This window comes from Nostoc sp., assembly GCF_036917555.1.
Taxonomy (GTDB): domain Bacteria; phylum Cyanobacteriota; class Cyanobacteriia; order Cyanobacteriales; family Nostocaceae; genus Nostoc.
Map to the genome: position 1 here is coordinate 13,946 of NZ_JBALDD010000050.1, position 22,521 is coordinate 36,466.

General features: G+C 40.6%; 25 protein-coding genes and 1 pseudogene. 14 read left to right on the forward strand and 12 right to left on the reverse strand.

Features of this window, described 5'->3' with window-relative positions:
- Nucleotides 1–62 precede the first annotated feature (62 nt).
- On the forward strand, nucleotides 63–1,334 hold the full coding sequence (locus V7K60_RS19550; RefSeq protein WP_334927496.1) for a M16 family metallopeptidase: 1,272 nt from the start codon (nucleotides 63–65) through the stop codon (nucleotides 1,332–1,334).
- Here the strand turns inward: V7K60_RS19550 and V7K60_RS19555 are convergent.
- Nucleotides 1,293–1,547, reverse strand: a complete 255-nt coding sequence (locus V7K60_RS19555) for a hypothetical protein (RefSeq protein ID WP_334927497.1) — start codon at nucleotides 1,545–1,547, stop codon at nucleotides 1,293–1,295. The genes V7K60_RS19550 and V7K60_RS19555 overlap by 42 nt on opposite strands.
- Between V7K60_RS19555 and V7K60_RS19560 the strand changes: the two genes are divergently transcribed.
- Together V7K60_RS19560 and V7K60_RS19565 are read left to right on the forward strand one after the other, a co-directional pair.
- Nucleotides 1,445–2,440 carry a peptidoglycan-binding domain-containing protein gene (locus tag V7K60_RS19560; RefSeq protein ID WP_442944431.1) on the forward strand — a complete coding sequence of 332 codons (996 nt, stop codon included), beginning with the start codon at nucleotides 1,445–1,447 and terminating at the stop codon, nucleotides 2,438–2,440. The genes V7K60_RS19555 and V7K60_RS19560 overlap by 103 nt on opposite strands.
- A gap of 432 nt (nucleotides 2,441–2,872) precedes the next feature.
- Entirely contained in the window at nucleotides 2,873–3,226 is a 354-nt protein-coding gene (locus V7K60_RS19565; RefSeq protein ID WP_094347683.1) for a phage holin family protein, read from the forward strand.
- Between the two features lie 5 nt (nucleotides 3,227–3,231).
- Here V7K60_RS19565 and V7K60_RS19570 read toward each other — a convergent pair whose 3' ends face one another.
- From V7K60_RS19570 to argS, 3 genes are all read right to left on the reverse strand, one after another.
- Nucleotides 3,232–3,699, reverse strand: coding sequence for a cobalamin biosynthesis protein (locus tag V7K60_RS19570; RefSeq protein WP_334927598.1), 468 nt, complete (start codon nucleotides 3,697–3,699; stop codon nucleotides 3,232–3,234).
- A 47-nt stretch (nucleotides 3,700–3,746) separates the two neighbouring features.
- Nucleotides 3,747–4,310 carry a Uma2 family endonuclease gene (locus V7K60_RS19575; protein ID WP_334927499.1) on the reverse strand — a complete coding sequence of 188 codons (564 nt, stop codon included), beginning with the start codon at nucleotides 4,308–4,310 and terminating at the stop codon, nucleotides 3,747–3,749.
- 125 nt (nucleotides 4,311–4,435) lie between these two features.
- Entirely contained in the window at nucleotides 4,436–6,199 is a 1,764-nt protein-coding gene (gene argS / locus V7K60_RS19580; protein WP_334927500.1) for an arginine--tRNA ligase, read from the reverse strand.
- A gap of 727 nt (nucleotides 6,200–6,926) precedes the next feature.
- Here argS and V7K60_RS19585 point away from each other — a divergent pair.
- A complete protein-coding gene (locus V7K60_RS19585) occupies nucleotides 6,927–7,760 on the forward strand; it encodes a DUF4114 domain-containing protein (RefSeq protein WP_334927501.1) in 834 nt (277 codons plus the stop codon).
- Between the two features lie 124 nt (nucleotides 7,761–7,884).
- On the opposite strand, the gene V7K60_RS19590 is transcribed toward V7K60_RS19585, so the two are convergent.
- Nucleotides 7,885–9,153: a tetratricopeptide repeat protein gene (locus tag V7K60_RS19590; protein WP_334927502.1), complete on the reverse strand. Its 1,269-nt coding sequence runs from the start codon at nucleotides 9,151–9,153 to the stop codon at nucleotides 7,885–7,887.
- 210 nt (nucleotides 9,154–9,363) lie between these two features.
- Between V7K60_RS19590 and V7K60_RS19595 the strand changes: the two are divergent.
- Nucleotides 9,364–9,584 (forward strand): annotated as a pseudogene (locus tag V7K60_RS19595) (DUF711 family protein); the annotation flags it as partial.
- A gap of 122 nt (nucleotides 9,585–9,706) precedes the next feature.
- Here the strand turns inward: V7K60_RS19595 and V7K60_RS19600 are convergent.
- Nucleotides 9,707–10,375, reverse strand: a complete 669-nt coding sequence (locus tag V7K60_RS19600; protein WP_334927503.1) for a 2OG-Fe dioxygenase family protein — start codon at nucleotides 10,373–10,375, stop codon at nucleotides 9,707–9,709.
- A 240-nt stretch (nucleotides 10,376–10,615) separates the two neighbouring features.
- Here V7K60_RS19600 and sfsA point away from each other — a divergent pair, with 240 nt between their 5' ends.
- Nucleotides 10,616–11,341, forward strand: coding sequence for a DNA/RNA nuclease SfsA (gene sfsA, locus V7K60_RS19605; protein WP_334927504.1), 726 nt, complete (start codon nucleotides 10,616–10,618; stop codon nucleotides 11,339–11,341).
- Between the two features lie 192 nt (nucleotides 11,342–11,533).
- Here the strand turns inward: sfsA and V7K60_RS19610 are convergent, their stop codons facing one another.
- Complete coding sequence (locus tag V7K60_RS19610) at nucleotides 11,534–11,935, reverse strand: fasciclin domain-containing protein (RefSeq protein ID WP_334927505.1); 402 nt, start codon at nucleotides 11,933–11,935, stop codon at nucleotides 11,534–11,536.
- 465 nt (nucleotides 11,936–12,400) lie between these two features.
- A complete protein-coding gene (locus V7K60_RS19615) occupies nucleotides 12,401–12,565 on the reverse strand; it encodes a hypothetical protein (protein ID WP_334927506.1) in 165 nt (54 codons plus the stop codon).
- 111 nt (nucleotides 12,566–12,676) lie between these two features.
- Here V7K60_RS19615 and modA point away from each other — a divergent pair, with 111 nt between their 5' ends.
- From modA to V7K60_RS19630, 3 genes are all read left to right on the forward strand, one after another.
- Complete coding sequence (modA, locus tag V7K60_RS19620) at nucleotides 12,677–13,519, forward strand: molybdate ABC transporter substrate-binding protein (protein ID WP_334927507.1); 843 nt, start codon at nucleotides 12,677–12,679, stop codon at nucleotides 13,517–13,519.
- A gap of 66 nt (nucleotides 13,520–13,585) precedes the next feature.
- The gene (locus V7K60_RS19625; RefSeq protein ID WP_334927508.1) at nucleotides 13,586–14,188 is read left to right on the forward strand and encodes a DUF642 domain-containing protein; all 603 of its coding nucleotides are present in this window, start codon (nucleotides 13,586–13,588) and stop codon (nucleotides 14,186–14,188) included.
- A gap of 274 nt (nucleotides 14,189–14,462) precedes the next feature.
- On the forward strand, nucleotides 14,463–15,116 hold the full coding sequence (locus V7K60_RS19630) for a DUF642 domain-containing protein (RefSeq protein WP_334927509.1): 654 nt from the start codon (nucleotides 14,463–14,465) through the stop codon (nucleotides 15,114–15,116).
- A gap of 160 nt (nucleotides 15,117–15,276) precedes the next feature.
- Here V7K60_RS19630 and V7K60_RS19635 read toward each other — a convergent pair whose 3' ends face one another.
- Nucleotides 15,277–16,935: an S-layer family protein gene (locus tag V7K60_RS19635; protein WP_334927510.1), complete on the reverse strand. Its 1,659-nt coding sequence runs from the start codon at nucleotides 16,933–16,935 to the stop codon at nucleotides 15,277–15,279.
- Nucleotides 16,936–17,041: 106 nt separating this feature from the next.
- Nucleotides 17,042–17,242, reverse strand: coding sequence for a hypothetical protein (locus tag V7K60_RS19640; protein WP_334927511.1), 201 nt, complete (start codon nucleotides 17,240–17,242; stop codon nucleotides 17,042–17,044).
- Between V7K60_RS19640 and V7K60_RS19645 the strand changes: the two genes are divergently transcribed.
- The 3 genes from V7K60_RS19645 (at nucleotide 17,228) to V7K60_RS19655 (ending at nucleotide 19,547) form a co-directional block, all read left to right on the forward strand.
- On the forward strand, nucleotides 17,228–18,667 hold the full coding sequence (locus tag V7K60_RS19645) for an alpha-amylase (protein WP_334927512.1): 1,440 nt from the start codon (nucleotides 17,228–17,230) through the stop codon (nucleotides 18,665–18,667). The two genes, V7K60_RS19640 and V7K60_RS19645, sit on opposite strands and share 15 nt — an antisense overlap.
- A gap of 253 nt (nucleotides 18,668–18,920) precedes the next feature.
- A complete protein-coding gene (locus V7K60_RS19650) occupies nucleotides 18,921–19,052 on the forward strand; it encodes a hypothetical protein (RefSeq protein WP_334927513.1) in 132 nt (43 codons plus the stop codon).
- 276 nt (nucleotides 19,053–19,328) lie between these two features.
- On the forward strand, nucleotides 19,329–19,547 hold the full coding sequence (locus tag V7K60_RS19655; RefSeq protein ID WP_334927514.1) for a hypothetical protein: 219 nt from the start codon (nucleotides 19,329–19,331) through the stop codon (nucleotides 19,545–19,547).
- 130 nt (nucleotides 19,548–19,677) lie between these two features.
- Here the strand turns inward: V7K60_RS19655 and V7K60_RS19660 are convergent, their stop codons facing one another.
- Entirely contained in the window at nucleotides 19,678–20,694 is a 1,017-nt protein-coding gene (locus V7K60_RS19660; RefSeq protein ID WP_334927515.1) for a FecCD family ABC transporter permease, read from the reverse strand.
- Nucleotides 20,695–20,771: 77 nt separating this feature from the next.
- A complete protein-coding gene (locus tag V7K60_RS19665; RefSeq protein WP_334927516.1) occupies nucleotides 20,772–20,939 on the reverse strand; it encodes a hypothetical protein in 168 nt (55 codons plus the stop codon).
- An 81-nt stretch (nucleotides 20,940–21,020) separates the two neighbouring features.
- Between V7K60_RS19665 and V7K60_RS19670 the strand changes: the two genes are divergently transcribed.
- Both V7K60_RS19670 and V7K60_RS19675 read left to right on the forward strand, forming a co-directional pair.
- Nucleotides 21,021–21,800, forward strand: a complete 780-nt coding sequence (locus V7K60_RS19670) for a cysteine hydrolase family protein (RefSeq protein ID WP_094348971.1) — start codon at nucleotides 21,021–21,023, stop codon at nucleotides 21,798–21,800.
- A gap of 129 nt (nucleotides 21,801–21,929) precedes the next feature.
- A complete protein-coding gene (locus tag V7K60_RS19675) occupies nucleotides 21,930–22,385 on the forward strand; it encodes a cupin domain-containing protein (RefSeq protein ID WP_334927518.1) in 456 nt (151 codons plus the stop codon).
- Nucleotides 22,386–22,521 lie beyond the last annotated feature (136 nt).

Here is a 22,521-nt window from a genome sequence, read left to right on the forward strand (position 1 = left end):
AGACGAATGACAAAGGACAGATGACAAAGGACAAATGACAAATGACAAAGGACAAATGATAAATGACAACCTTGCTGCAAAAATCGCCCATCCATCGCACTGTATTGAACAATGGCCTTGTCGTGCTGGTGGCAGAAAATCCGGCTGCGGACATTATTGCAGCGCGAATCTTTGTGCGTGCCGGTAGTTGTAACGAAAACCGGGAGCAAGCAGGGTTGGCACATTTGCTCTCAGCAGTGATGACAAAGGGATGCGATGGTCTTTCTAGCTTGGAAATTGCTGAAATTGTCGAGTCTGTAGGGGCGAGTTTGAGTGCGGATACTGGCACTGATTATTTTTTGCTATCTTTCAAGACGGTAACATCTGATTTTGGGGAAATTTTAACATTGGCAGGGCGGATTTTGCGATCGCCGACTTTTCCTGAAACTCAAGTGGAACTAGAACGGCGTTTAGCACTCCAGGATATTCGTTCCCAAAAAGAGCAACCGTTCAATGTCGCCTTTGAACAAATGCGGCAGGTAATGTACCAAGATCATCCATACTCCATGTCAGTGCTGGGAGATGAAACCACCATGAGCCGCTTAACTCGTGCGGATTTAGTGGAGTATCACCAGACTTATTTCCGTCCAGATAATGTAGTAATTAGTATTGCTGGTAGAGTCACACCCACAGATGCAGCAGCGTTGGTGGAAGAAGTTTTTGCTGATTGGCAAGCGCCAGCCCAAGCACTGCCAATACTGAATTTACCTGAGATTAAGGTAGAACCGCAGGTAAGGGTTAAGCCAGTACAGACACAACAATCAATCGTGATGCTTGGGTATTTGGGAACATCAGTGAGTTCTGTTGACTACGCCGCCCTGAAGTTACTGTGTACCTACTTGGGAAATGGACTTTCTAGTCGCTTGTTTGTCGAATTGCGGGAAAAGCGTGGTTTAGCTTACGAAGTATCCGCTTTTTACTCCACAAGGCTATTTCCAGCCTCCTTTGTAGTTTATATGGGTACAGCACCAGAAAATACCAGCATTGCCCTAGAAGGACTGCGTACAGAAGTAGATTTGTTATGTACCACCGAAGTATCCGAAAGCGCACTCCAAGCTGCTAAAAACAAGATTCTGGGGCAATACGCCTTGGGTAAACAAACGAACGGGCAAATTGCTCAGATATACGGTTGGTATGAAATTTTGGGCTTAGGAATTGATTTTGACACCAAGTTCCAAGAATTGATTGCGGCGGTGAGTGCCAAGGATGCGATCGCTTCAGCTTGTAAATATTTAAAAGAGCCTTACTTGTCTTTAGTTGGTCAAGAAGAAGCAATTAATCGAGCGATCGCGTAACTGAGAATGTGCCACAGCGACGCCTGTTGGAGATATCGTAAAATCCAGCAGCTGTTTTTTCGACCAAGCGGCTGTACCATTAGCATGAGAATATTCTGGGAGTGAATTCCATGCAAAGCAGCCTGACAGCAAGTATTTTGAGTTACTTAAAATTACTAGACCCAACTGTAAATCGCTGTAGAATGGAAAAGCGGCAAAAAGATTGGTGCCCAAAGAGGTCTAAATCTTTATCAGCCATTAAAATACTCTTGTTCTTGACTACGCCTCTGCTTATTACCTCAACGACTCTAGTATCAATAGCAGCCCCACAAAAAATTGCCCAAGTAAATCCTGGAAATAGTATCAACCGCCCTAGCCTGAAAGTTGGTAGCCAAGGCGAACGTGTGGCTGAACTTCAAGCAGCTCTGAAACTTTTGGGTTTTTATTCTGGTGCAGTAGATGGTATTTACAGTGAGAATACAGCTAGTGCTGTTTCCCGATTTAAACAAGCAGCTGGCTTGAATCCAGATGGCGTTGTTGATGCCAGCACTTGGCAACGACTTTTTCCTAATCAACCAGTAGCAGCATCAACCGCCCCTTCATCCCAGCCAAGATTTAACTCAGCTACAAATTTTCCTGTTCCAACCCAGGCTAGTAACCTCACCAACGTTGCAAATCCCAACCCTAACCCTCCCAGACAAGCTGTAACACAAGTTCCGACTAGACCAGAACCAAAACCTCCTACCCCAAAAAAAGCTGTAACCCAAGTTACGAACAACCCTGAACCAAAACCTGCTACTCCCAGAAAAACTACAACTTCTAGTACAAAGAAAACGCCGAAGCGTACTACATCAACTACTCGAACTCAGTCAAACACAACTACAAAACGAACTCCTGGTATTCAATACACCTCAGAAGGATTGCCAATTTTGCGTATAGGATTACGTGGTTCTGAAGTTGTTAAATTGCAACAACAACTGAAAAAGCTTGGTTTCTTGAAAGGTGATGCCGATGGAGACTTTGGCGAGACAACCGAAGCAGCAGTGAAAGCTGCACAAAAGCGCTATGCTTTAGAAGCTGACGGCGTAGTTGGTGGCTCTACCTGGGAGGTTCTTTTGCGGCGTTAGGCATAAAATGAGCATAGCCAGCGTCTCCTTTGCGTGTAAGCAAAAGCGCAAACGAAATGCTCCGAAGTTCTGATAACTTATTTCTTTTTTGGAAATCCCCAAGGTACAGAGGTTTTTCAACTTCAATAAACCTCTGTAGGGGTTTTGCGCTTCACAGCATTTATGAATTTAACTAAATCACCGTAAGTCTCCCACTTAAACTGTACTCAGGTCAGCATGGGTAGTTCACTGCGGTACATCCTGCAATACGATAAAGATATACCCATTAGAAGTATCTCTCTTGCCAGCACTGAAAAATTACATTGATTTTAGGCTGATAAAAGATGATGGCAACTTTAGGAGTCAAACACAACAACACTCGATAGTGTTACAAATCACAACTGGCAATAGTGAAACTAATTAAACTTACTGCTAATTCCTCTAAAAAAACTTATGCAACACTTTTTATTAACTTGGCTCGGTACTGCGGTGGCGTTATTCATTACAGCTAATATCGTTCCGGGATTCTTTATCAAGAATTTTGTGACTGCCTTAATCGCTGCCTTTGTAATTGGTCTAGTTAATGCATTTATTAGACCAATTTTACAGATTTTGACGTTTCCAATTACCTTACTCACCTTTGGTTTATTCACATTGGTGATTAACGCCTTAGCCCTTTGGCTGGCAAGTGTCCTAACTCCTGGTTCTGGTTTTGAAATTCAGGGCTTTTTACCTGCTTTGTTAGGTTCAATTGTACTAGCAATTGTTTCTAGCATAATTAACTATTTTTTGAGAGTTGTTGACTAGAAAAATTAGAGAACTTTTGTAATACTAATATTTAAAGCTTGGGCAACAGCAAGAGTTACCGCTCCTGGTTGCCCTTGTATTTGGAAAATTTGTTTAGGAACTAAGAACTTCACCTGCAATTCCTCTATGTTTGTAAAGGGAAAAACAGTCAACGATGTGAGTTGAGAGGCTGAAAGCATAGCAGCTGCCTCCGCTACGCTAGGTGTACCTACTTTATCGTCAGTAGTTGTAGCAGGATTGGGGACACAGACAGAACTAAGGATTTCCGCAGAAAAGGTTTTTAAGGGCAAATTGCGGAGGCGACAAAGTTTGACTAAGCCAACTTCTGAGGCTTTAGTGTCAATGGTAGCAATACCTGCGATCGCACTTGGAAAAAGCTGATTTTCTTGAAAGACTTTCTCAACTGCCCAATCAATCAACTCCCATGAGGTTCCCCGTTTACAACCGATTCCTACCCATAAAACCTGTTGCACTTGATGTATTTTCTTATTCAATTCGTCACGGTTTGATATGCTTGGGTTTACTCCAACAGCCAACCAAATAAATCTCCCACTGTCAGCCTCAACTCACTTGCAAAATCTGGCACAGGGAGTAAAGCTTCTAGTTCATCCAACATCAGTGGCTGTTGATTGCGGATGTAGACAAACACTGTTTGTTCTTCTGGATCGATCAGCCAACCCATTTGTGTTTCATAATTCAGGCAATGTAAAATATTTTTTATAACTTTCGTTTGTCTTTGGTCAGGTGATAGAATCTCGATAGTCCAATCGGGAGCTGCTGAAAATAAATTTGCTACCCTGCCATTTTCTTTGCGAGGTATTCTCTCCCAAGTAAATACCGCTACATCCGGGACAATTGATCTGCCACCAAAAGTACACCGCAGTTCTGGATATGCTCGTGCAACTTTTTGGGGTTTCAAGATAGCATTAATAAAAATAATCAGTTCACCTTGAATGGTGCTATGTTCTCCCTGTGCCATAGGTTTTTGTATAATTTGTCCATCTATGTATTCACTAGCGGGTTTCATTTCTGGTAACATTAGAAACTCTGCCAAAGTTATATTTTTAGATGGTGTGCGTACCATAAGCGATCGCCTCCAAATCCTGCAATTCTTATTAAAAAACCCCAAAGTACACAAAGAAGCTTTAACTTAACTCTTACTCTGTGTACCTTTGCGCTACCTCAGCGTCACTTTGCGTTAAAAAAATATTACATCCTTTCCAATACCTGAATTCCCAACAAAGATAGTCCCAATTTCAGAGTTCTAGCAGTCAAATCACATAAAACTAAACGGGATGTGCGCTGCGGTTCCTCCGCCTCTAACACCTGAACTCCCTGATTGCGATCGTAAAACTGATTAAACTTTTTACTCAGTTCGTACAAATACTCACATAAACGATTGGGCAGCAAATCTTGCTCTACACTACTAATAACTTCATCCAGTTGAAGTAAATATTTTGCTAGCGCTAACTCTGTTTCATGCTCCAACAAAACAGCATTGTTTCCCAACTCTTTAAAGTTAATATCACCCTTGCGGCTAATCCCCTGAATCCGCGCATAAGCGTACAGCATATAGGGCGCAGTATTACCTTTAAAATCCAGCATTTTGTCGTAGCTGAAGATGTAATTACTAGTGCGATTTTGGCTTAAGTCTGCATACTTAACTGCGCTGATTCCAACTACTCTAGCAACTTCATTAATGAATTCTTCAGTTTCTTGGCGTTCTTCTTCTTGTAATCTAGTTTTAAGGTCAGTATGGGCACGATAAACAGCTTCATCTAATAAATCCCGCAAACGCACACTATCCCCAAAACGAGTTTTGATTCTTTTACCATCTTCTCCTAACACCAACCCAAAGGGAACATGCACTAATTCCACATCATCAGGAATCCATCCGGCTTTGCGTGCTACCTGAAAAAATTGGGCAAAATGGTTTCCTTGTCCAGCGTCTGTTACATAAATTATCCGCTTTGCTTCATCCTTCTGAATCCGGTAACGGAGAGATGCTAAATCTGTTGTGGCGTAGTTATAACCACCATCTGATTTCTGCACAATTAAAGGCAAAGGTTCACCTTCTCTATTTGTAAACCCTTCCAGAAAAACGCATTTTGCTCCTTGGTTTTCTACCAGTAACCCAGACTTTTCTAAATCTTCTATAACTCCTGGTAGTAAGGGATTGTAGAAAGATTCGCCTCGTTCAATTAACTTGATATCCAGCAATTCATAAATTATTTGAAACTCCCGCTGCGACTGTTCGCACAACAGTTTCCAAGCATGAAGTGTATCTTCTGCACCTGCTTGTAATCTGACGACTTCTTGGCGTGCTGTTTCTTGAAAAGCTTCATCTGTATCAAACCGCAATTTGGCTTTGCGATAAAAAGAGACTAAATCACCAATATCTAAAGCATTAGCGGTGGTAAGCGCGTCTGGGTAAACTTCCCGCAGATAGGCTATTAACATTCCAAACTGCGTACCCCAATCGCCTACATGATTTAACCGCAGTACATCATGTCCTTGAAATTCTAAAATCCGGGCGATGGAATCACCAATAATCGTCGAACGCAAGTGTCCGACGTGCATTTCTTTAGCAATATTGGGACTGGAAAAATCCACAATTTCCCGCTTCGGTGTTTTTGCAGCTGGAACTCCCAGTCTAGGATCATCTTGAATTGCGTTTAGTTGTGCTTCTAAGTATGCTGTTTTCAGTTTGAGATTGATAAATCCTGGCCCAGCGATTTCCGGCGGTTCACAGATTTCGGATACATCTAGTTTCTCAACGATCGCACCTGCGATCGCTCTTGGTTGCTTTCCTAACTTTTTACTCAGGGATAAAGCCACATTCGCCTGATAATCGCCAAATTTCAGATTGCTAGCAGGAACCAAAATTGGATCTACTCCAGCGACGTCAGCGCCAAAAGCTGCGATTAAAGCCTGCTCAACCTGAGCTTTTAGTTTTTCTTGTGTAGCGTTCATATATAGATTTTATCTGTGAAAGGGGGAATGTAGCTCTGGAAAAGCTTGATTATTTTAACCTTAAAAGATATTCATCAAGTCTAAGCAAAGACTGTCATTTTCAGGTACAACCCCCTTAAATTGTCTCCCATCCTTGGGATAACTTCTAGATTCTGACAATACGGAAGTCGATTTTGACAGACTATTAGTTAATCAAGCCAACGAAAGCGTAGTACGTAGTAAGCACTTGAGTACTTAAAACAAAGACTAAATTTCTTTCCCTAGGTTTCATTGATTTGATAGATTACTACGTTTCCCAACGTAAGTACGGAGATAAACTCTGCTTGTATAGTCGCGTATTAACTAAGCCTTGGCTCAGTTGATACGGATGACAGCGCACTATTACTTATCTACCTTATTTAAATAAAAGTTTTTATAGATTAAGCTTTTAGCTTGTCACTAAAGAAATTGCACATCTTATTTTCATAAAAAGTATAACTTCTTCATTAAACTTTTATCCTATATCAGGTTAATTAGTAGGTAATAATAACAGTGTAATATCCAATCACCAATAGTCTTTTTTCAGTAGATATACTTTAAATAAAGAGCTATTTAAACCTATTAGTAAAAGTAAAAAAACAGATTGACTTCGCAGAATAATAGCTGTTAGAAGTAAGAGACAAGCGAAGAAAGATAGCTGCTAAAAAAGCATTATCTAAATTGTTTTTCCTACTTAATGGTTCATAATATGAAACTTAATTTATTTACAGCTTTGATTGCCGCTACAGCTACCTTGACCGGATTAATTTCCAAAGTAGAAACTGCATCTGCTGCTGATTTTAATTGGAATAGCTCTTGGACTCAATCAACTGTATATAGTAAGTCTAAAACTGGTTTTAATGACGCTCCTTTTCAACAATTTGTCCAAGCAGAAAGCGCTGCTCTTCCAAACAGCGGACAATTTAAATTAGACCCCAGTAAATTAAACCTAAAATATGACCACGATGTTTCTGTTTACTTTATTAATGAGGGTGCAGGTTATAGAAACCAGTTAGCCTTTGAAGCTACAGGAACTACTAAGAAGTCTGGGCTGCTTTTTAATGATATTTCTTGTGAAGGGACTGGATGTGTTGGTGGCTGGGGCGGTAACGCACTAAAACTAGGTGATGGAGTCAAAGTTGGTAATGTTACCGCAGGTACTCAACTAGACTTCTGGTTGAGAGCTGATGGTTTAAGCCGTGGTAAATCTGCCAATATCTTTGGTACTGATACTGCCTCTAACGCTGACGGACTACAGCACGCAGTTGCTTATGCTTACAACAACTACATCCTCCTGGCATTCGAGGATTTATACGGTGGTTTACACGCTTCAGGGGTAGATTCTGCAACTGGTAAGTGGAACGAAGGTTCTGATCGCGACTTTAATGATGTTGTCGTCGTTCTTGATGTCGGTGAGGCAAATGTTAAAGCTTTAATTGGTGCTACCGTTCCTGAACCATCTGTTACTCTATCAATGTTTGCGGTGGGAGCAGTTGGTATGTTTGGATTACGCCGCCGCCGTCAAAGTCGCACTTCTCACTAAACTTGGAAACAGTGCTTAATATAGGGTACGTTTAGTTTTATTCAAAAATAACAAGCGATCGCCCGCATTTTCACCCGTGTAAATAATGTACGGGTGATTTTACATTTGTAGTGGCATTTATATTTTATCTATTGCGATCGCGTTCTAAATCATCAATCACTTTTTGCAAATACCACTCGTCTGACATCCCAGGATGGTAATCCTGGTTTTGCTGAATCAATCGTTCGGCAATTTCCCAGTATCCCCCAACCATTCGTAAAAGTCGCTGACGTAGCAGGTGATATTTTTGCTTTTTTGACTCTGGACTAAATTTCTGAATTTTTTCTAGGCTACTTAAGACTTGTTGATAATTTTCCCAGTCTTCTTGTTCGCAAAAGATACTTGCCGCCCGTTGATAATCTTCCACGGCGTTTTGTATTTCTTCTAAGCAAGTATAGGCAATGCCGCGATTGTAGTAAGCTTGAGCATCATCAGAATTAATTTGCAACGCTTGCGTGTAATCTTGAATTGCACCGAGATAATTGCCCGTTGCCCGATAGACATTACCTCTGGCAATATAAACTAAGACATCTTCGGGTTGCATCTGGAGTGCTTGGTTAAGATCGGCGATCGCACCTTGATGATCTCCTAAGACAGAACGTGCTTTACCTCGGTTGCGATAGACAATCGCATCTGGAAAATTTAGTCGTAATGCTTGATTAAAATCTGCGATCGCTTCTCGATAATTCCCGATTTTACAACGCACAACCCCACGACAGCAGTAAGCTTGGGCATCTTGCGGATCGGCTTTTAATATCCAGTTTAAATCGGCTAGTGCCTCTTGGGTATCTCCCTTTTCGGCCTTTTCTAATAATTGCGTGAAATAATCATTGGTGGATAAAATTGGCGCATTAGTGGAACGCGATTCCTCAAGGGCAGGTAATTCTTTAGGTTGTAGCTGTTTAATTCTTTCTAGACAAAGACGACAATTCTCTTTGTCTTGTTGCTCTAGATATAACCCAGCAGCTTTTTTAAAGTTAGCGATCGCATCTTGAATATAACCTTGTTTGCGCCGCACCATTCCCCGCAGATTATAAGCAGCAGCATAATTGAGATTGAGACGAATCGCGCGTTCAACATCGTCTAGCGCCCCCGATAAATTTTTCAGCGCTACCCTAGCCAGTCCCCGACAATAATATGCCTCGACACTCTCAGGATTCAGCTTCAGGGCTTCGGTATAATCTGAAACAGCTTTCAGGATTGCTCCTGAGTCATAATGTGCTAAACCCCGTTGCAAATAAGCTTCGTTAAAGTAAGGTGTCAGTTGTAAAGCATGGTTAAATTCCTCAATTGCTCCTGCATAATCTTTTCGCCTAGCCTTTTCCAATCCTCTATTGTAGAATTCGTCATTCATGACATTTTTTGGTTAATTCAGTTAATTGAATTCCAGCAGACTTGTTTCGTAGCCTAATCTATCCACTCATCTTCATATTTTAAGTATATTTCATAGTTTTTGTGAAATAAAACCAACACACTACCCTAACTTTTGATAAATGGAATATTGTACACATCCAGATTTTGGAGTTCAGTTTAGTGGAAATATCACTAATCAAATTTATTATGACATTCAGCAGCTTGTGGCTATGTATTTTCTACAGTTATGATTCCAGTTGATATAACTATAGAAAAAATTATATATTTATTAATTGACATGGAAACTTTAGCTATCAAGTTGAATAAAACATTATCAGATTTATTCTGTCCAATTACCAATAAAAAATTGGGGAAATGACTACATTCAATTCCCCATATCTCGTAGATTGTAAAATATTTATGGTTAACTAGAATTCAGAATTTAGGAGTCAGAATAGTTCAAAAATCAGCAGGAAATTTTGGAAATCAATATACTAATAATACTGGATTTATTTTGACTTCTGCTTTTTGGGTGCTGAATTCTCGCACTAACATTATTCTGAAAGCAAGCTGGGAGAAGTCAGAACAAAAACATCCCAATTTCCTTGAGCCTCAGTTTGTGGTTTTATAGGATTGGCGTAGTGGAAAAACTCATGGTCATTAACCAATAGGAGTTCTCCCGGATTTAGAATTTTACTAAATACAGGCTTTTCTTTTTTGGCAGTATACAGATGTGTTTCTCCACCTTGAATATTCTCTCTATCTACTGAGAATATGCCAATAAAATCAGTGCCATCTTGATGGATACCTTCAGGTGCTGGATTACCAAAATTCTCTGGAGAACAACTAATTCTAATTTGATGAACTCCGATTTCAGCTTCAGGATGAAGTTTACAAGAATCACTAAATGCCAAAACAAGATTTTTGAAAATATCAAGTTCTATGAGGGCATCATCTAATTCTGCAAACTCTCTTTTTGTGTCACCCGCTAATCGATTATACTCTTTACTTTGAAAGAAGACGCCATGAGGTAATTTGATTAACTGATTTCCAGAGACTGTGAACCGAGATAATCTTCTAGAACGATAATTGTTTTTGATATAAGGGTCAAGAGGCATACTACTAAAAAATGGCTTGAAACCTTCTAGACTGATGGAATTTACCTTTCTGAGAGTAAATAGAAAAGCATATTCTAATTCCGTTGCTGTCCACACCTTTTGCATAGGATTTACCTCCTTGCACGTTGAAATATCTCCCAGTTTTTTATGGGAGGCTTGTAATATTTAGTATATGCTACTTTTTATTACTATGTTGTCAATTTAACTACAAAAGTTGACAATCTATGATATAGGAAGTTGCTCAAATTCTGTCACAGGGCGGAGTCGCTGCTGAAAAGATTTGCAGATATGGGTTCGGTGGGCAAAAAATCAACGTATATTTACAAGCAGCAACAAGGTTCAATAATGATAGATTGGCTTTACCGTTACCCGCGTTTGTATCCCGGTATTTTACTCAAGCGTTACAAGCGGTTTTTTGCTGACGTTCAACTTACTTCTGGCGAAATAGTGACAGCACACTGTCCCAATACAGGGCCAATGACTGGAGTATCGACACCTCAAAGTGCGGTACAGCTTTCCAAAAGCGATAATCTTAACCGCAAATTGGCTTACACTTTAGAACTAATTCAAGTACATGACAATGAGCCGACTTGGGTAGGCATAAATACTTTTTTGCCCAATCGGGTGGTAAAGCTAGCTTTGGCGAAATATCTTTTTCCAGAATTGGGTAACTATAGCCAAATCAAGGGCGAGGTGGTTTATGGGCTAGATAAAAAAAGTCGAGTAGATTTTTTCTTGACAGGGAGTGATGAGGAACGCCCGATTTATTTAGAAGTAAAAAATACAACTTTGTCTAAGGGGAGATTAGCCCTATTTCCTGACACGGAGACTACAAGAGGGCAAAAGCACTTGCGAGAACTGATGGCGTTGTTACCTTTAACTCGTGCGGTGATGCTTTACTTTATCAATCGCGGTGATTGTATCGAGTTCTCCCCTAGCGATCGCACAGATCCTGTATATGGTAAATTATTACGGGATGCGATCGCTCTCGGTTTAGAAGTCTTACCTTGCCGTTTTGACATTTCCCCCGAAGGTATCCGTTATTTGGGTTTGGCAAAACTAAAAATTTGATTACAGCTAATGAAGAGAAATTAGCAATTGCAACATTTTTACACGTATAAAACAACAAATCCATCTAGACAGAATCTAGATGGATTTGTTGATAGTTGATGTTTACTAAAAAACATTCAACCAGACTGTAATGAAGAAACGACTATAGGTAGTCGCCACCCCAGAAATAGCATTTGCTATTCTGACGTTTGGTTATGCAGGAATCAAAACTGTGTCAATGACGTGGATAACACCGTTATCAGCAGCAACATCTGCTGTTGCAACTGTTGCATCATTGATCTTAACGCCATTAGAAGCGTCAATTTTTACATCTGAACCTTCAACTGTTGTAGCTGTCTTCAGCTTAACTACATCAGCAGCCAGTACCTTGCCTGAAACAACATGATAGGTCAAGATTTTCTTGAGCTTTGCAGTATCTTTCAGTAATGCGTCTACAGTACCTGCTGGAAGCTTGTTAAACGCTTCATCGGTGGGTGCAAAGACGGTGAATGGCCCAGGGCCTTTAAGTGTATCTACCAGACCAGCTGCTTGGATTGCTGCAACTAGTGTCGTGAAAGAACCATTGTTAGTGGCAGTCTCAATTATGTTGGCCATGTGTTTTACTTTGTTCTGTGTAACTTGTTACAAATCTAAACTATTTATTCAATAAAATCTATCTATCATTAGGCGTATGTAAAATCAAATTTTTTATTGATATTATAAAAGTTTATATATATTTTTATACAAATAAAGAATTATATGTACATCGTCTAGGCGGATGAGTTATTAGCACTGCTGGATGCGCTCACGATTTTTTTATGCAGTGGTAGAGGCGATCGCATCAAAAGATTGTCAGTAGCAGCACTTTAAATACCAACAAAGTTAGTTAAACAGATGATTGAAAGTATTTAGTTGGTATAAATAAAGCTCTAGATATTTAGGAGCAATCGGAAAACTTTGTAGCAGAATCCATTCTAGATAGACAAATCAAGGTTTTTAGAGAATTTAAATATACTTGCATTAGCTTTTTGTCAGGATTTATTGACCAAAAAAGTTGGTAAGAATCATATTTAACTGATATTATTGCATCACTAAATACATTTCACTCGCTGTTTGTGTAATTCCACTTGGAAATAATAAACGGCCCATTACACCAATGCTTTTAGCAATTGTGATTGGCCGGGCCGTTGATTTCCACAATTTATGATGCGTAAGATTTACGCCAAAACCTTCTCTAAGTCCCATTTATCTATATCCTCTACCTTCTGTGTGGTCGGTATTTCTGTCGCCTGTGCGTAAGTCAGGTATGTCAACAAAGAGACTTTTAGGTAATATTTTCCCCAAACTATGACTTTCATGAACAGAAGAAGACTTATCGCTTGGATTGCTACGGCAGTTACCAGCATGATGCTGGTAATAGGCTCTCAGTTTGTCAATTTCTCGCCAGCCAACTCTGCAACTACACTTAATGTGTATGCGGCTGTCAGCTTAACAAACGCGCTGAATGACATTAAGACTCAGTACCAAAGTGCTAACCCAAGTGTCAACGTTGTTTATACCTTTGGTGCTTCTGGTACTTTACTTAGTCAAATACAAGCAGGAGCACCAGCAGATATTTTCATTTCTGCTGCCACCGATCAACTGGATGTCTTGCAGAATTCAAGCCCAAGCAAAATAGTAGCAGGTAGCCGTAAAAACGTTGTCAAAAACCGTCTAGTTTTGATAGCTCCGACGACAGCTCCTGTTAGTGCTGGTAGTGCGGCTCTGACTACCATCAATGGTTTGACCAACGCCAACATTACTGGTATTGCTATAGGTGATTACACAGGTACTCCACCAGTTGTACCAGCAGGAAATTATGCCAAACAAGTTCTGACTAGCCGAGGGATTTTCACTACCGTTAGTCCTAAATTATACCTTGCTAGCAATGTGCGTAACGTCTTAACTGCTGTTGAAAATAAAACCCTAAATAGTCACACCATTGATGCAGGTTTTGTTTACAAAACCGATGCTTCCCTTTCTAACAAGGTAAGAGTCGTAGAAACTGCTCTAACAACAGAGAGCGATCCGATTGTCTATCCACTGGGTATACTCACCAGAACTACAGTTTTATCGACAGCACAGAGTTTTTCTACCTACTTAAGTGGTGCTACTGCCCAGAATACCTTCAAAAATACTTACGGGTTTATCTTGCCTTAATCACCACAAAGAAAATCAATCAAGTACTAGCTGTCGTGAATTTTGAACTATTTGGAGTTATGTCTTGTGAAGTTCACTAAAAAACTGTCAATTATTTTTTGTAGTTTGACTACTGCTCTCCTTAATACTGCTGTGATTACCAATACTTATAAGTCAGCAGCACAAGCAGATGGATCAGAACGAATTATCAACGGGGGATTTGAAAACGATTCTCTTGTAGATCCGAATAATCCCAATGCTACAAATCCTAATATTACAGGATGGATTAAAAATGGCGATCCGGTAGATACATCAGGTACTAGAATTGACAATTTTCCTAACACTGGGAACCAAGGTTTATCGCTTGGTGGATTTTCCGCCTTGAGCTATATATCACAGAATGTGCCTACAGTCGTTAATCAATACTACAAACTTACTTTCTATTTAGCATCAACAGAGGAAGCACCTGACCTAGATAATCAATTTCAGGCTTTTATACGTGAAAAGCCGGTTTGTACGAAAAAAAATACTTCTTACCAACCCTACACACAATACACGTTTTATTTTCAAGCCAAAGAAACATCCACCGAGATCAGGTTTGCTTCCAGAGCCAAGTATGCATTTTTATATTTGGATGATGTGAGTTTCAAATCTATAGATCAACTAGGGCAAAACTCTGTATGTGAGTGACGCTCCTGGGAGTGAATAAGCCACAGAGCGTAACCCTCACTCTCTTAAAATTCCAAGCGATATCTGGCTCTATAGTCTTGAGAATGCCACTTAAATTCATCTGATTAAAAAACTCCATCATCGTTTTATCGAGAGATAATCTATGGTGAATAACTAACTTTTATCAACCTGGATAAAGTGTTGATTTTTCTTGACACCAATTAGAGCCAGCATATAATGTAACTATCACCTTGTTTGAATTGCCGTAATTTAGAATTATTTTGAGTCAACTTTTATGAACTTCACTAAAAAACTCTCAATTATTGTTTTTAGTTTTACTACTACCTTAATTAGCACTGCTGTAATTACTAATACCTCTAATGCAGCAGTACAAGCGGCAGAACTTGTTAAAAACGGAAGCTTTGAACTCGATCCCCTTTTAGATCCTAACAATTCCAACGCTACAAATCCGAATATTACAGACTGGACTAAGGCTGGCAATCCGATGGATATATCAGGGATAAGAATCAGCAATTTTCCTCAGCATAATAGTGGTAATCAGGGCTTATCACTTAGTGGATTTATAGACCTCAGCTATATATCACAAACGCTTTCTACACAACCTGGTCAGCAATACGAACTTAGTTACTATTTAGCATCTATAGATGAAGCCCCTGACCTTGATAATCAATTTCAGACGTTTGTAGGTGGAAATAAGCTTTTTGATCAAAAAGACATTTCTTTTCAACCATACACGCAATATAAGTTCAATTTCACGGCAGATGCATTATCCACAGAGTTAAAGTTTGGGGATTGGGATAAATATGGATTCTTATACTTGGATAATGTGAGTGTAAAACCTGTGCCTGAGCCATCAACTATTGGAGGAATAGTTGTTACTGCTGGTTTATTGGGAATATGGCTGAAGAAAAAGAAAGCAATTAGCTAGAAAGAATAGCCCTTTTTTACCTTTTGGAAAATAACAGATCGTAAATCCCTCCAACTACTGTGCGGTAGTTATGAGGGATTTGGTCATCTTCTACTAAAAGTTATTCACTGAATTCTACTAACTATTCATTTTTTAGTTGGAAACGGTATAACCTGGTTTCTTAGAAACAAGAAGCAGGAGTAAGCCAGGAACTATGAGGCAAAGCTGTGGGCGCATCAGCCGTGAGTACAACTTCACCTTTAGTATTTCTCACCCACCCTTGCGCTTCCACAATTGGCGCTGGACTGGAACTATTTGCCTGATTTGAAACATTTGTACTAGAGTGGTTTTCCCCCTTTGGGTTGAGAGTTACCCAATCTAGTTGAACTGCATCAGGAGTAAGGGGTTCGGTTCTGGGATTGGGTGGTAAGCCACCGCGTCCGGCGATCGTAAAACTGCTTTGATTTTGTGCTGTACGCGCCTGACAGACTTGCGACACTTGAGTATTGACTGGTACGGCTGGTAAGTTAATTAATCCTCGATAAGGGTCAATATTGAGCGTGTTAATTTCTACAATGCCGCTTAAATCAGGTCTTGTTTGAGAAATTGCTGTAATATCATTTGTCTGAAGTTTATGCGGGTCTGAATCTGGATCATTAGGGCGCAACCTTTTAAGGTCTTCGCTAGTTAGTGAGGCAATTCCAAAAATTTTAGTAGCGTTGATTTTGACTGTTCCCCCATTACCATTGTAGGCATTGGCGGTAATGTCGCTGTTTTCATTTGGTTTAGCGGCAATAAAGCCATTAGGGGCATTGATGATGATATTACCACCATTTCCACCAGCCCCTTTAGTGCCTGCTGAGGTAGAAATCTCACTGTTGCGGCGCAGTAGCAATAAGTCTTGCAAGTTTAGCGTAATATTGCCGCCATCACCGAAGTTAGCTTGCCCAATGAGCTTACCTTGGTCATCCAATTTGATAAAACGAGCAGTAATTTCCAAATCACCTGCCTTTTTTGTACCTTGACTGCTCACAGTTATGTCAGCGTTATTTAAAACATTTAATTCTCCAGTTTTAACTATGATGTTTCCCCCCTGTCCAGTAGACTCACTAAAAGTAGAAGCTGAAATTCCTGCTCCTTTTTGAACAATCAATTGCCCAGTTTCTATCTCTAAGTTTCCGGCATCTCCACCAGATGTAGTTGAAACAAATAAGCCACTGGGTTTACCTATTGCCGAAGTTCCAATGAGTTGGATAGAGTCTGCGGTAACAGACAACGTTCCTGCCCTTCCCTGAGTAATAGTGGAAGCTGAAACCTGCGCTCCATCTTGAACAATCAACTGCCCAGTTTCAATCTTCAATTCTCCGGCATTTCCAGTACCTTGCGTTACAGTAAACAAGCCACTAGATCGTTTTTCAGGTTCTCCAATTGACGAGGTTCCAATCAGTTGGATAGAGTCTTTTGCGTTGACAAACAAAATTCCTCCACCTCCTGTAGATTGTGGAGCAGTGGAGGCTGAAATCTGCGAACCATCTTGAACAATCAACCGCCCAGTTTCAATCCTTAATTCTCCGGCAGTTCCAGAGCTTGTTGTCTCAGTCAACAGACGGCTTCTTTCCAAGAGTTCTACTGACTCTGATGCGTTCACTACTAATGTTCCTCCCGATTTTGAGACTACGGTATTAACCGCAATTTCTGAACTATCGAATGTAACGCGCCTGCTTTGTATTTGGACACCACCACCGCCTTCAGCAGTAACATCTACATCAGTTAGATTGCTAACAGATACATCGGCTCGCGCTACACTCTCAGGAAAACTTAAGCGGAAATTGTTCTCCAAAACTTTATTTGTGGGTTGAAGAGGCAAATTATAACGATTTATTCTGGGTAGCTGAAGAAAAGTATCATCAAACTTTGCAGGAGTTCACTAACCTTGTCAAGGCAAATCAGCAATTATCCTGTCCCACTAATTCGTAATTGCTCTTTGTGAAGTCGTTATTGAAACCTAAATAAATTCGGGTGAAGTTAGGATGTGTGACAAAAGTAACATATCCTAGCATCAGAGATTTCTGACAGAAATCTGTATAAATCAAAGATTCTACAAAGGCGATCGCATGACCAACGGCGTAATAATGCAGTATTACCATTGGTACATCTCCAATGATGGTACGTTATGGGACAAGCTGGATAAAACAGCCAATGAGCTAGCTGATGCAGGCTTCACTGCCTTATGGCTGCCGCCAGCTTATAAGGGCAGTGGTGGAACATGGGATGTTGGATATGCAGTCTACGATTTGTTTGATCTGGGTGAGTTCGATCAAAAAAATACTGTTCGGACAAAATATGGAACACGCGAGCAATACTTAAGGGCGATTAAAACGGCACAGCGTGCAGGTATTCAAATCTATGCCGATGTGGTTTTCAACCACAAAGATGGTGGGGATGAAATAGAACGCATCTCGGCCCAAGAAATGGATTGGAATGACCGCAACCGTCCAGTCAGCGATTGGTACGAAATTGGAGCTTATACAAAGTTCAATTTTTCTGGTCGTGGAGATAAGTACTCTAGTATGAAGTGGTATTGGTGGTGCTTTGATTCATTATCATATAATGCAGATACCAAAAGGGCAGACAAGCTCTACCGCCTTAAAGATAAACATTTTGAGACGGAAGTTAGCCACGAACATGGCAACTATGATTATTTAATGGCCAACGACCTGGATACAGGTAACGACCTCGTGCGGGGTGAGTTAATGTATTGGGGGCGTTGGTTTGTTGACACCACAGGGGTAGATGGCTTTCGCATTGACGCTGTTAAACATATCCGCTCCACTTTTTTCCGTGATTGGTTAAATCACCTGCGAGTTCATTTTGGTGAGCGGGAACTGTTTAGCGTTGGTGAGTACTGGTCTCAAGATATCGATGCCTTACACGGTTATATTACTTCTAGTGATGGGCGTTTGTCGTTATTTGATGTGCCTCTACATTTCAAGTTTCACCAAGCTAGTAGCCAGGGTAGTAGTTTCGATCTGCGATCGATTTTCGATAGAACTCTAGTTAAAGAACAACCTGCCCTAGCTGTTACCTTTGTTGAAAACCATGATACCCAACCTTGTCAATCCCTAGAGTCGCCTGTTGAACCTTGGTTTAAGCCCTTAGCTTATGCACTAATCTTACTGCGCCAAGAAGGCTATCCTTGCGTTTTCTATGCAGATTATTACGGGGCACAATATCAAGATAAAGGACGTGATAATACCCTTTACTCTCACCGTTTCTTGATTGACAAGTTCTTGAAAGCGCGTAGAGAATACGGTTTTGGCGACCAGCATGATTACTTTGACCATCCCAATACTATCGGTTGGACGCGCTTGGGTACTAGGGAATATCCGGGTGCAATGGCTGTAGTGCTGACCAATAGCTCACCAGGGAACAAGTGGATGAACGTGTTCCGACCCAATCAGGAATTTTACGATGCCACAGGACATATAAACGATATCATTCACACCAATAACGACGGATGGGGAAATTTCCCATGTCCTGGTGGTTCAATATCGGTCTGGCTGCAAAAATAGTTTGAATAGAAAACTAAGGTTAAAGAGGTAGATAGTAAGGAGTTTTCTCCCCTATCTACCTCTTTGACAATAGTATTCAATGTAGAATGGAGCAAAATTTTCAACAGGATTACGGAATTGAGATGACATCGCTTGAAGTCATAATCATCAGGACACAAACTGACTACGTTCACTGAACTTTTTGCTTGACCAACTCCAAGCAAGAAATCTTAAAACAGCCAAATAATTAAAGCTATTAAGGAGATAAATTAAGATGAGCGAGAATAATAACCCACAACCTAAAACAAAAAAACAACCTCCTAAAACAATAGGAAAACCACCTAAGACTGAATTCATTAGCTCCGAACAACAGCCCAAAACACCAAAATTATCAGATATTAATTGACCAGGAGTAATCCCAATACTACTCGGTTAAGAAAATTTGTAGGTTGGGTTGAACTTTAGTGAAACCTAACAAAGCCCTAAAAATGTTGGGTTTCGTTCCTCAACCCAACCTACACCGAAGTGATTTTTTAGGCAAAACCTACGCAGTATTGGGAGTAATCCCTAATTAATCCATACAGAAATTTCTGCGAGGGCAATTAAGAGGTTGTCCTGAAATAACTCAAGGCAACTTCTCTCAATTTATTTGGTAGCTGAATATAAATTTTAGCTTAAACTTATGATGCAAACCTCAAAAAAAATAGTCATTGAAGATATTTATTTTCAAGAGATCGAACTGACAGACACTGAAGCTCAATCTATTAATGGTGGTTCATCAACTTTACCACTACCACCACCTAGTAATGGTAGATTTTTGTTATTTTCTTTTGACTGGCTAGCACTTAATCCCCAACCCTTACCTCCAAAAACCTCTTCTACCCCAACATTTTATTTATAACTACAAAACAAATTCTAGTGTAGGGCCAATAAGAAACTAGAAGTCTGACGAAAATATTCATTTGCTACTAGATTTTGGGAACCATTGGTTCCTCTTTTTTTCATCTCTAATCGCATTGCTTATTGATAGCTCAAAATTTATTAAACCCAGCAGAACGACGATAAAGTAACCAGATAAACAGGGGTGAACCCAGCAAGGCAGTGACGGAACCTACTGGTAGTTCTACTGCTCCTAGTCTAGAGAGTAAATCTGCAAAAGTGAGTAACCATGCACCTGCAAGGGCGGAAAGTGGTAAAACAAAGCGATGATCTGTACCAACAATCAGGCGGACACCGTGAGGAACAACAAGACCAACAAATCCAACCAAGCCACTGATGCTGACTGCACCTGCGGCTAATAGAGTGGCGACACCACCAATTAACAAGCGCGATCGCGTCAACGAAAGCCCTAAACTCACAGCTAAATCATCTCCCAAAGCCAGTATGTTTAGCGATCGCGCCAGCAAGCATCCCCCGATCAATGCAACGATGATATAAGGTCCAGTCGTAGCAATTTCTTGCCAACCCCGTCCATTAAGACTACCAACTAGGAAACTGAGCGCAATTTGAATTTGCCCATCTTCAGCTAAAAGCAGCAATGTACTTTGTACAGCACCAAATAAAGAACTCACCGCCACTCCACCTAAAATCAACCGCTCAACAGAAATTCCCGACCCCGAACGACCCAGTAAAATAACGATCGCGGCAGTTAAAATTGCTCCCATCCATGCTGCTAAAGGAATTGCGATCGGGAATATTTGGCAGACAATCATCAAAATTACAAGTAGTCCCGCACCTGCTGAAATGCCCAAAATAAATGGATCGGCAAGACTATTACGTAACATTCCTTGCAGCAGTGCTCCTGACATTCCCAAAGCTGCGCCGACAATGATCGCAGCAGTAATGCGTGGGAGACGTAAATCCCAGAGAATTGTCTGTTTTACCGGATCGCCTTTGTGGAGAATGGCTTGCCAAAATTCCGACATATTTAAAGGTACTGCTCCTTGAGAAAGTGACAGTGCTAGTGTTACCACCAGTGCTGTACCAAAGAGTAAAACAGCCCAAAATACGCGGTGTTCAGTAAAAATTGTCTGAAATGGTCTAGTCATATTATGTCCGGGTTGCCATCTATGGCAGTGCCAATTACTTGTAGATTGGGGGAAATGGCTGCGATGTCTACAACGGGCTATGACGCTCGTTCGCGCAGCGTGCCGTAGGCAAGACTTGCTAACACTTCTCTACGAGACGTACTCACGTTCGCTATCGGCGTCGCTCCATCTACAATCTGTACATCTACCGTTGCATAATCATCATTGACAGCAACCAAAATATTTTGGATAGTGAAATTTACCATATTTAACCTTGATTAAGTAATTGTATTTTGACTTGAATTTCAAGTTACAAAATAGAAAATGGTGTTGGGTACTGAAATTTTATGAATTTACCATTACGGACATTGGGAGTTGCACCAAATGCGTGGACAGTGAATGATGCGATCGCAGATATCACTCGTCCTCAAAAGACCCCACAACCCGTTATCTTATCAACAGAAACTAAAACCCTGCGCCTAGACTTGGCAAAAACTGCTATCCTCGTCATTGATATGCAAAACGACTTCTGTCACCCTGATGGCTGGTTAGCGCATATCGGTGTAGATGTAACTCCAGCGCGTCAGCCCATTGAACCTTTGAACAACTTACTTCCCGAACTGCGTGAAGTTGGTGTTCCAGTCATTTGGGTAAATTGGGGGAATCGTCCTGACTTGCTCAATATTAGTGCTAGTTCGCGCCACGTCTATAATCCCACAGGGGAAGGTGTGGGATTGGGCGATCCACTACCAAGCAATGGTGCTAGAGTACTCATGGCAGGTAGTTGGGCTGCGGCAATAGTAGACGAACTAGAACAGATTCCCGAAGATATTCGTGTGGACAAATATCGCATGAGTGGGTTTTGGGATACTCCTTTAGATAGTATCTTGCGGAATTTGGGAAGGACAACATTATTTTTTGCTGGTGTAAATGCCGATCAATGTGTGCTAACTACCTTATGTGATGCCAATTTTTTAGGATATGACTGCGTGTTGGTTAAAGATTGCACCGCTACCACTTCTCCTGAATATTGTTGGCTGGCGACATTGTATAATGTCAAACAATGCTTCGGTTTTGTCACTGACTCGCAAGGAATTTTAACAGCGCTGCAAAATGGTGAGGAGTAGGAGAGACGCGATTAATCGCGTCTGTACAGGTGATGAAAGTGATTTAGAGATATAACTAATAACTTAATATTCAGGACTCAGATTTCAGGAATTTTCATATCCATCGATAACTTCAGAGGAGATAAATAAATGAACGCTACTAGTTGTGTAATTCCGGTTATCAAATCTGCTAAAGATTACCAAGTATATCGCATTAGTCCCAATGACTCTAATCGATTAGCAATTGTCTTCGATTCCACAAATGCTAATACTTCCTTGACTTGCTGCATAGAAATTTTTGATGTTGGTGGACAAACACCGCCAAATCGCCATCAGTGGGCGGTGGAAATGTTTTTCGTCATTAAAGGGGAAGCGATCGCCACGTGTGACGGCAAGAGTACCACGATCAAAGCTGGAGATAGTTTATTGATACCTCCCACTGGGACTCATTTAATTAAAAATACTGGTTCTAGTCGCTTGTACACGTTGACTGTTATGGTTCCCAATGAAAACTTTTCAGAATTAATTCGCAGTGGAATTCCGACAGAGTTAGATGAAGAAGATATGGCAGTACTAGGAAGATTTGATGCTTTGATGCCCTGTTAAAGATATAGCAGGAGGCAGAAGGCAGAAGGTAGAAGGCAGAAGGCAGGAAGTAAAACTATTACTATTCCTAGCTTTTACGCTTGTCATTATGTCCTAACCTATGTGACTACGGCTATATTTGAAACCTCACTTCTAT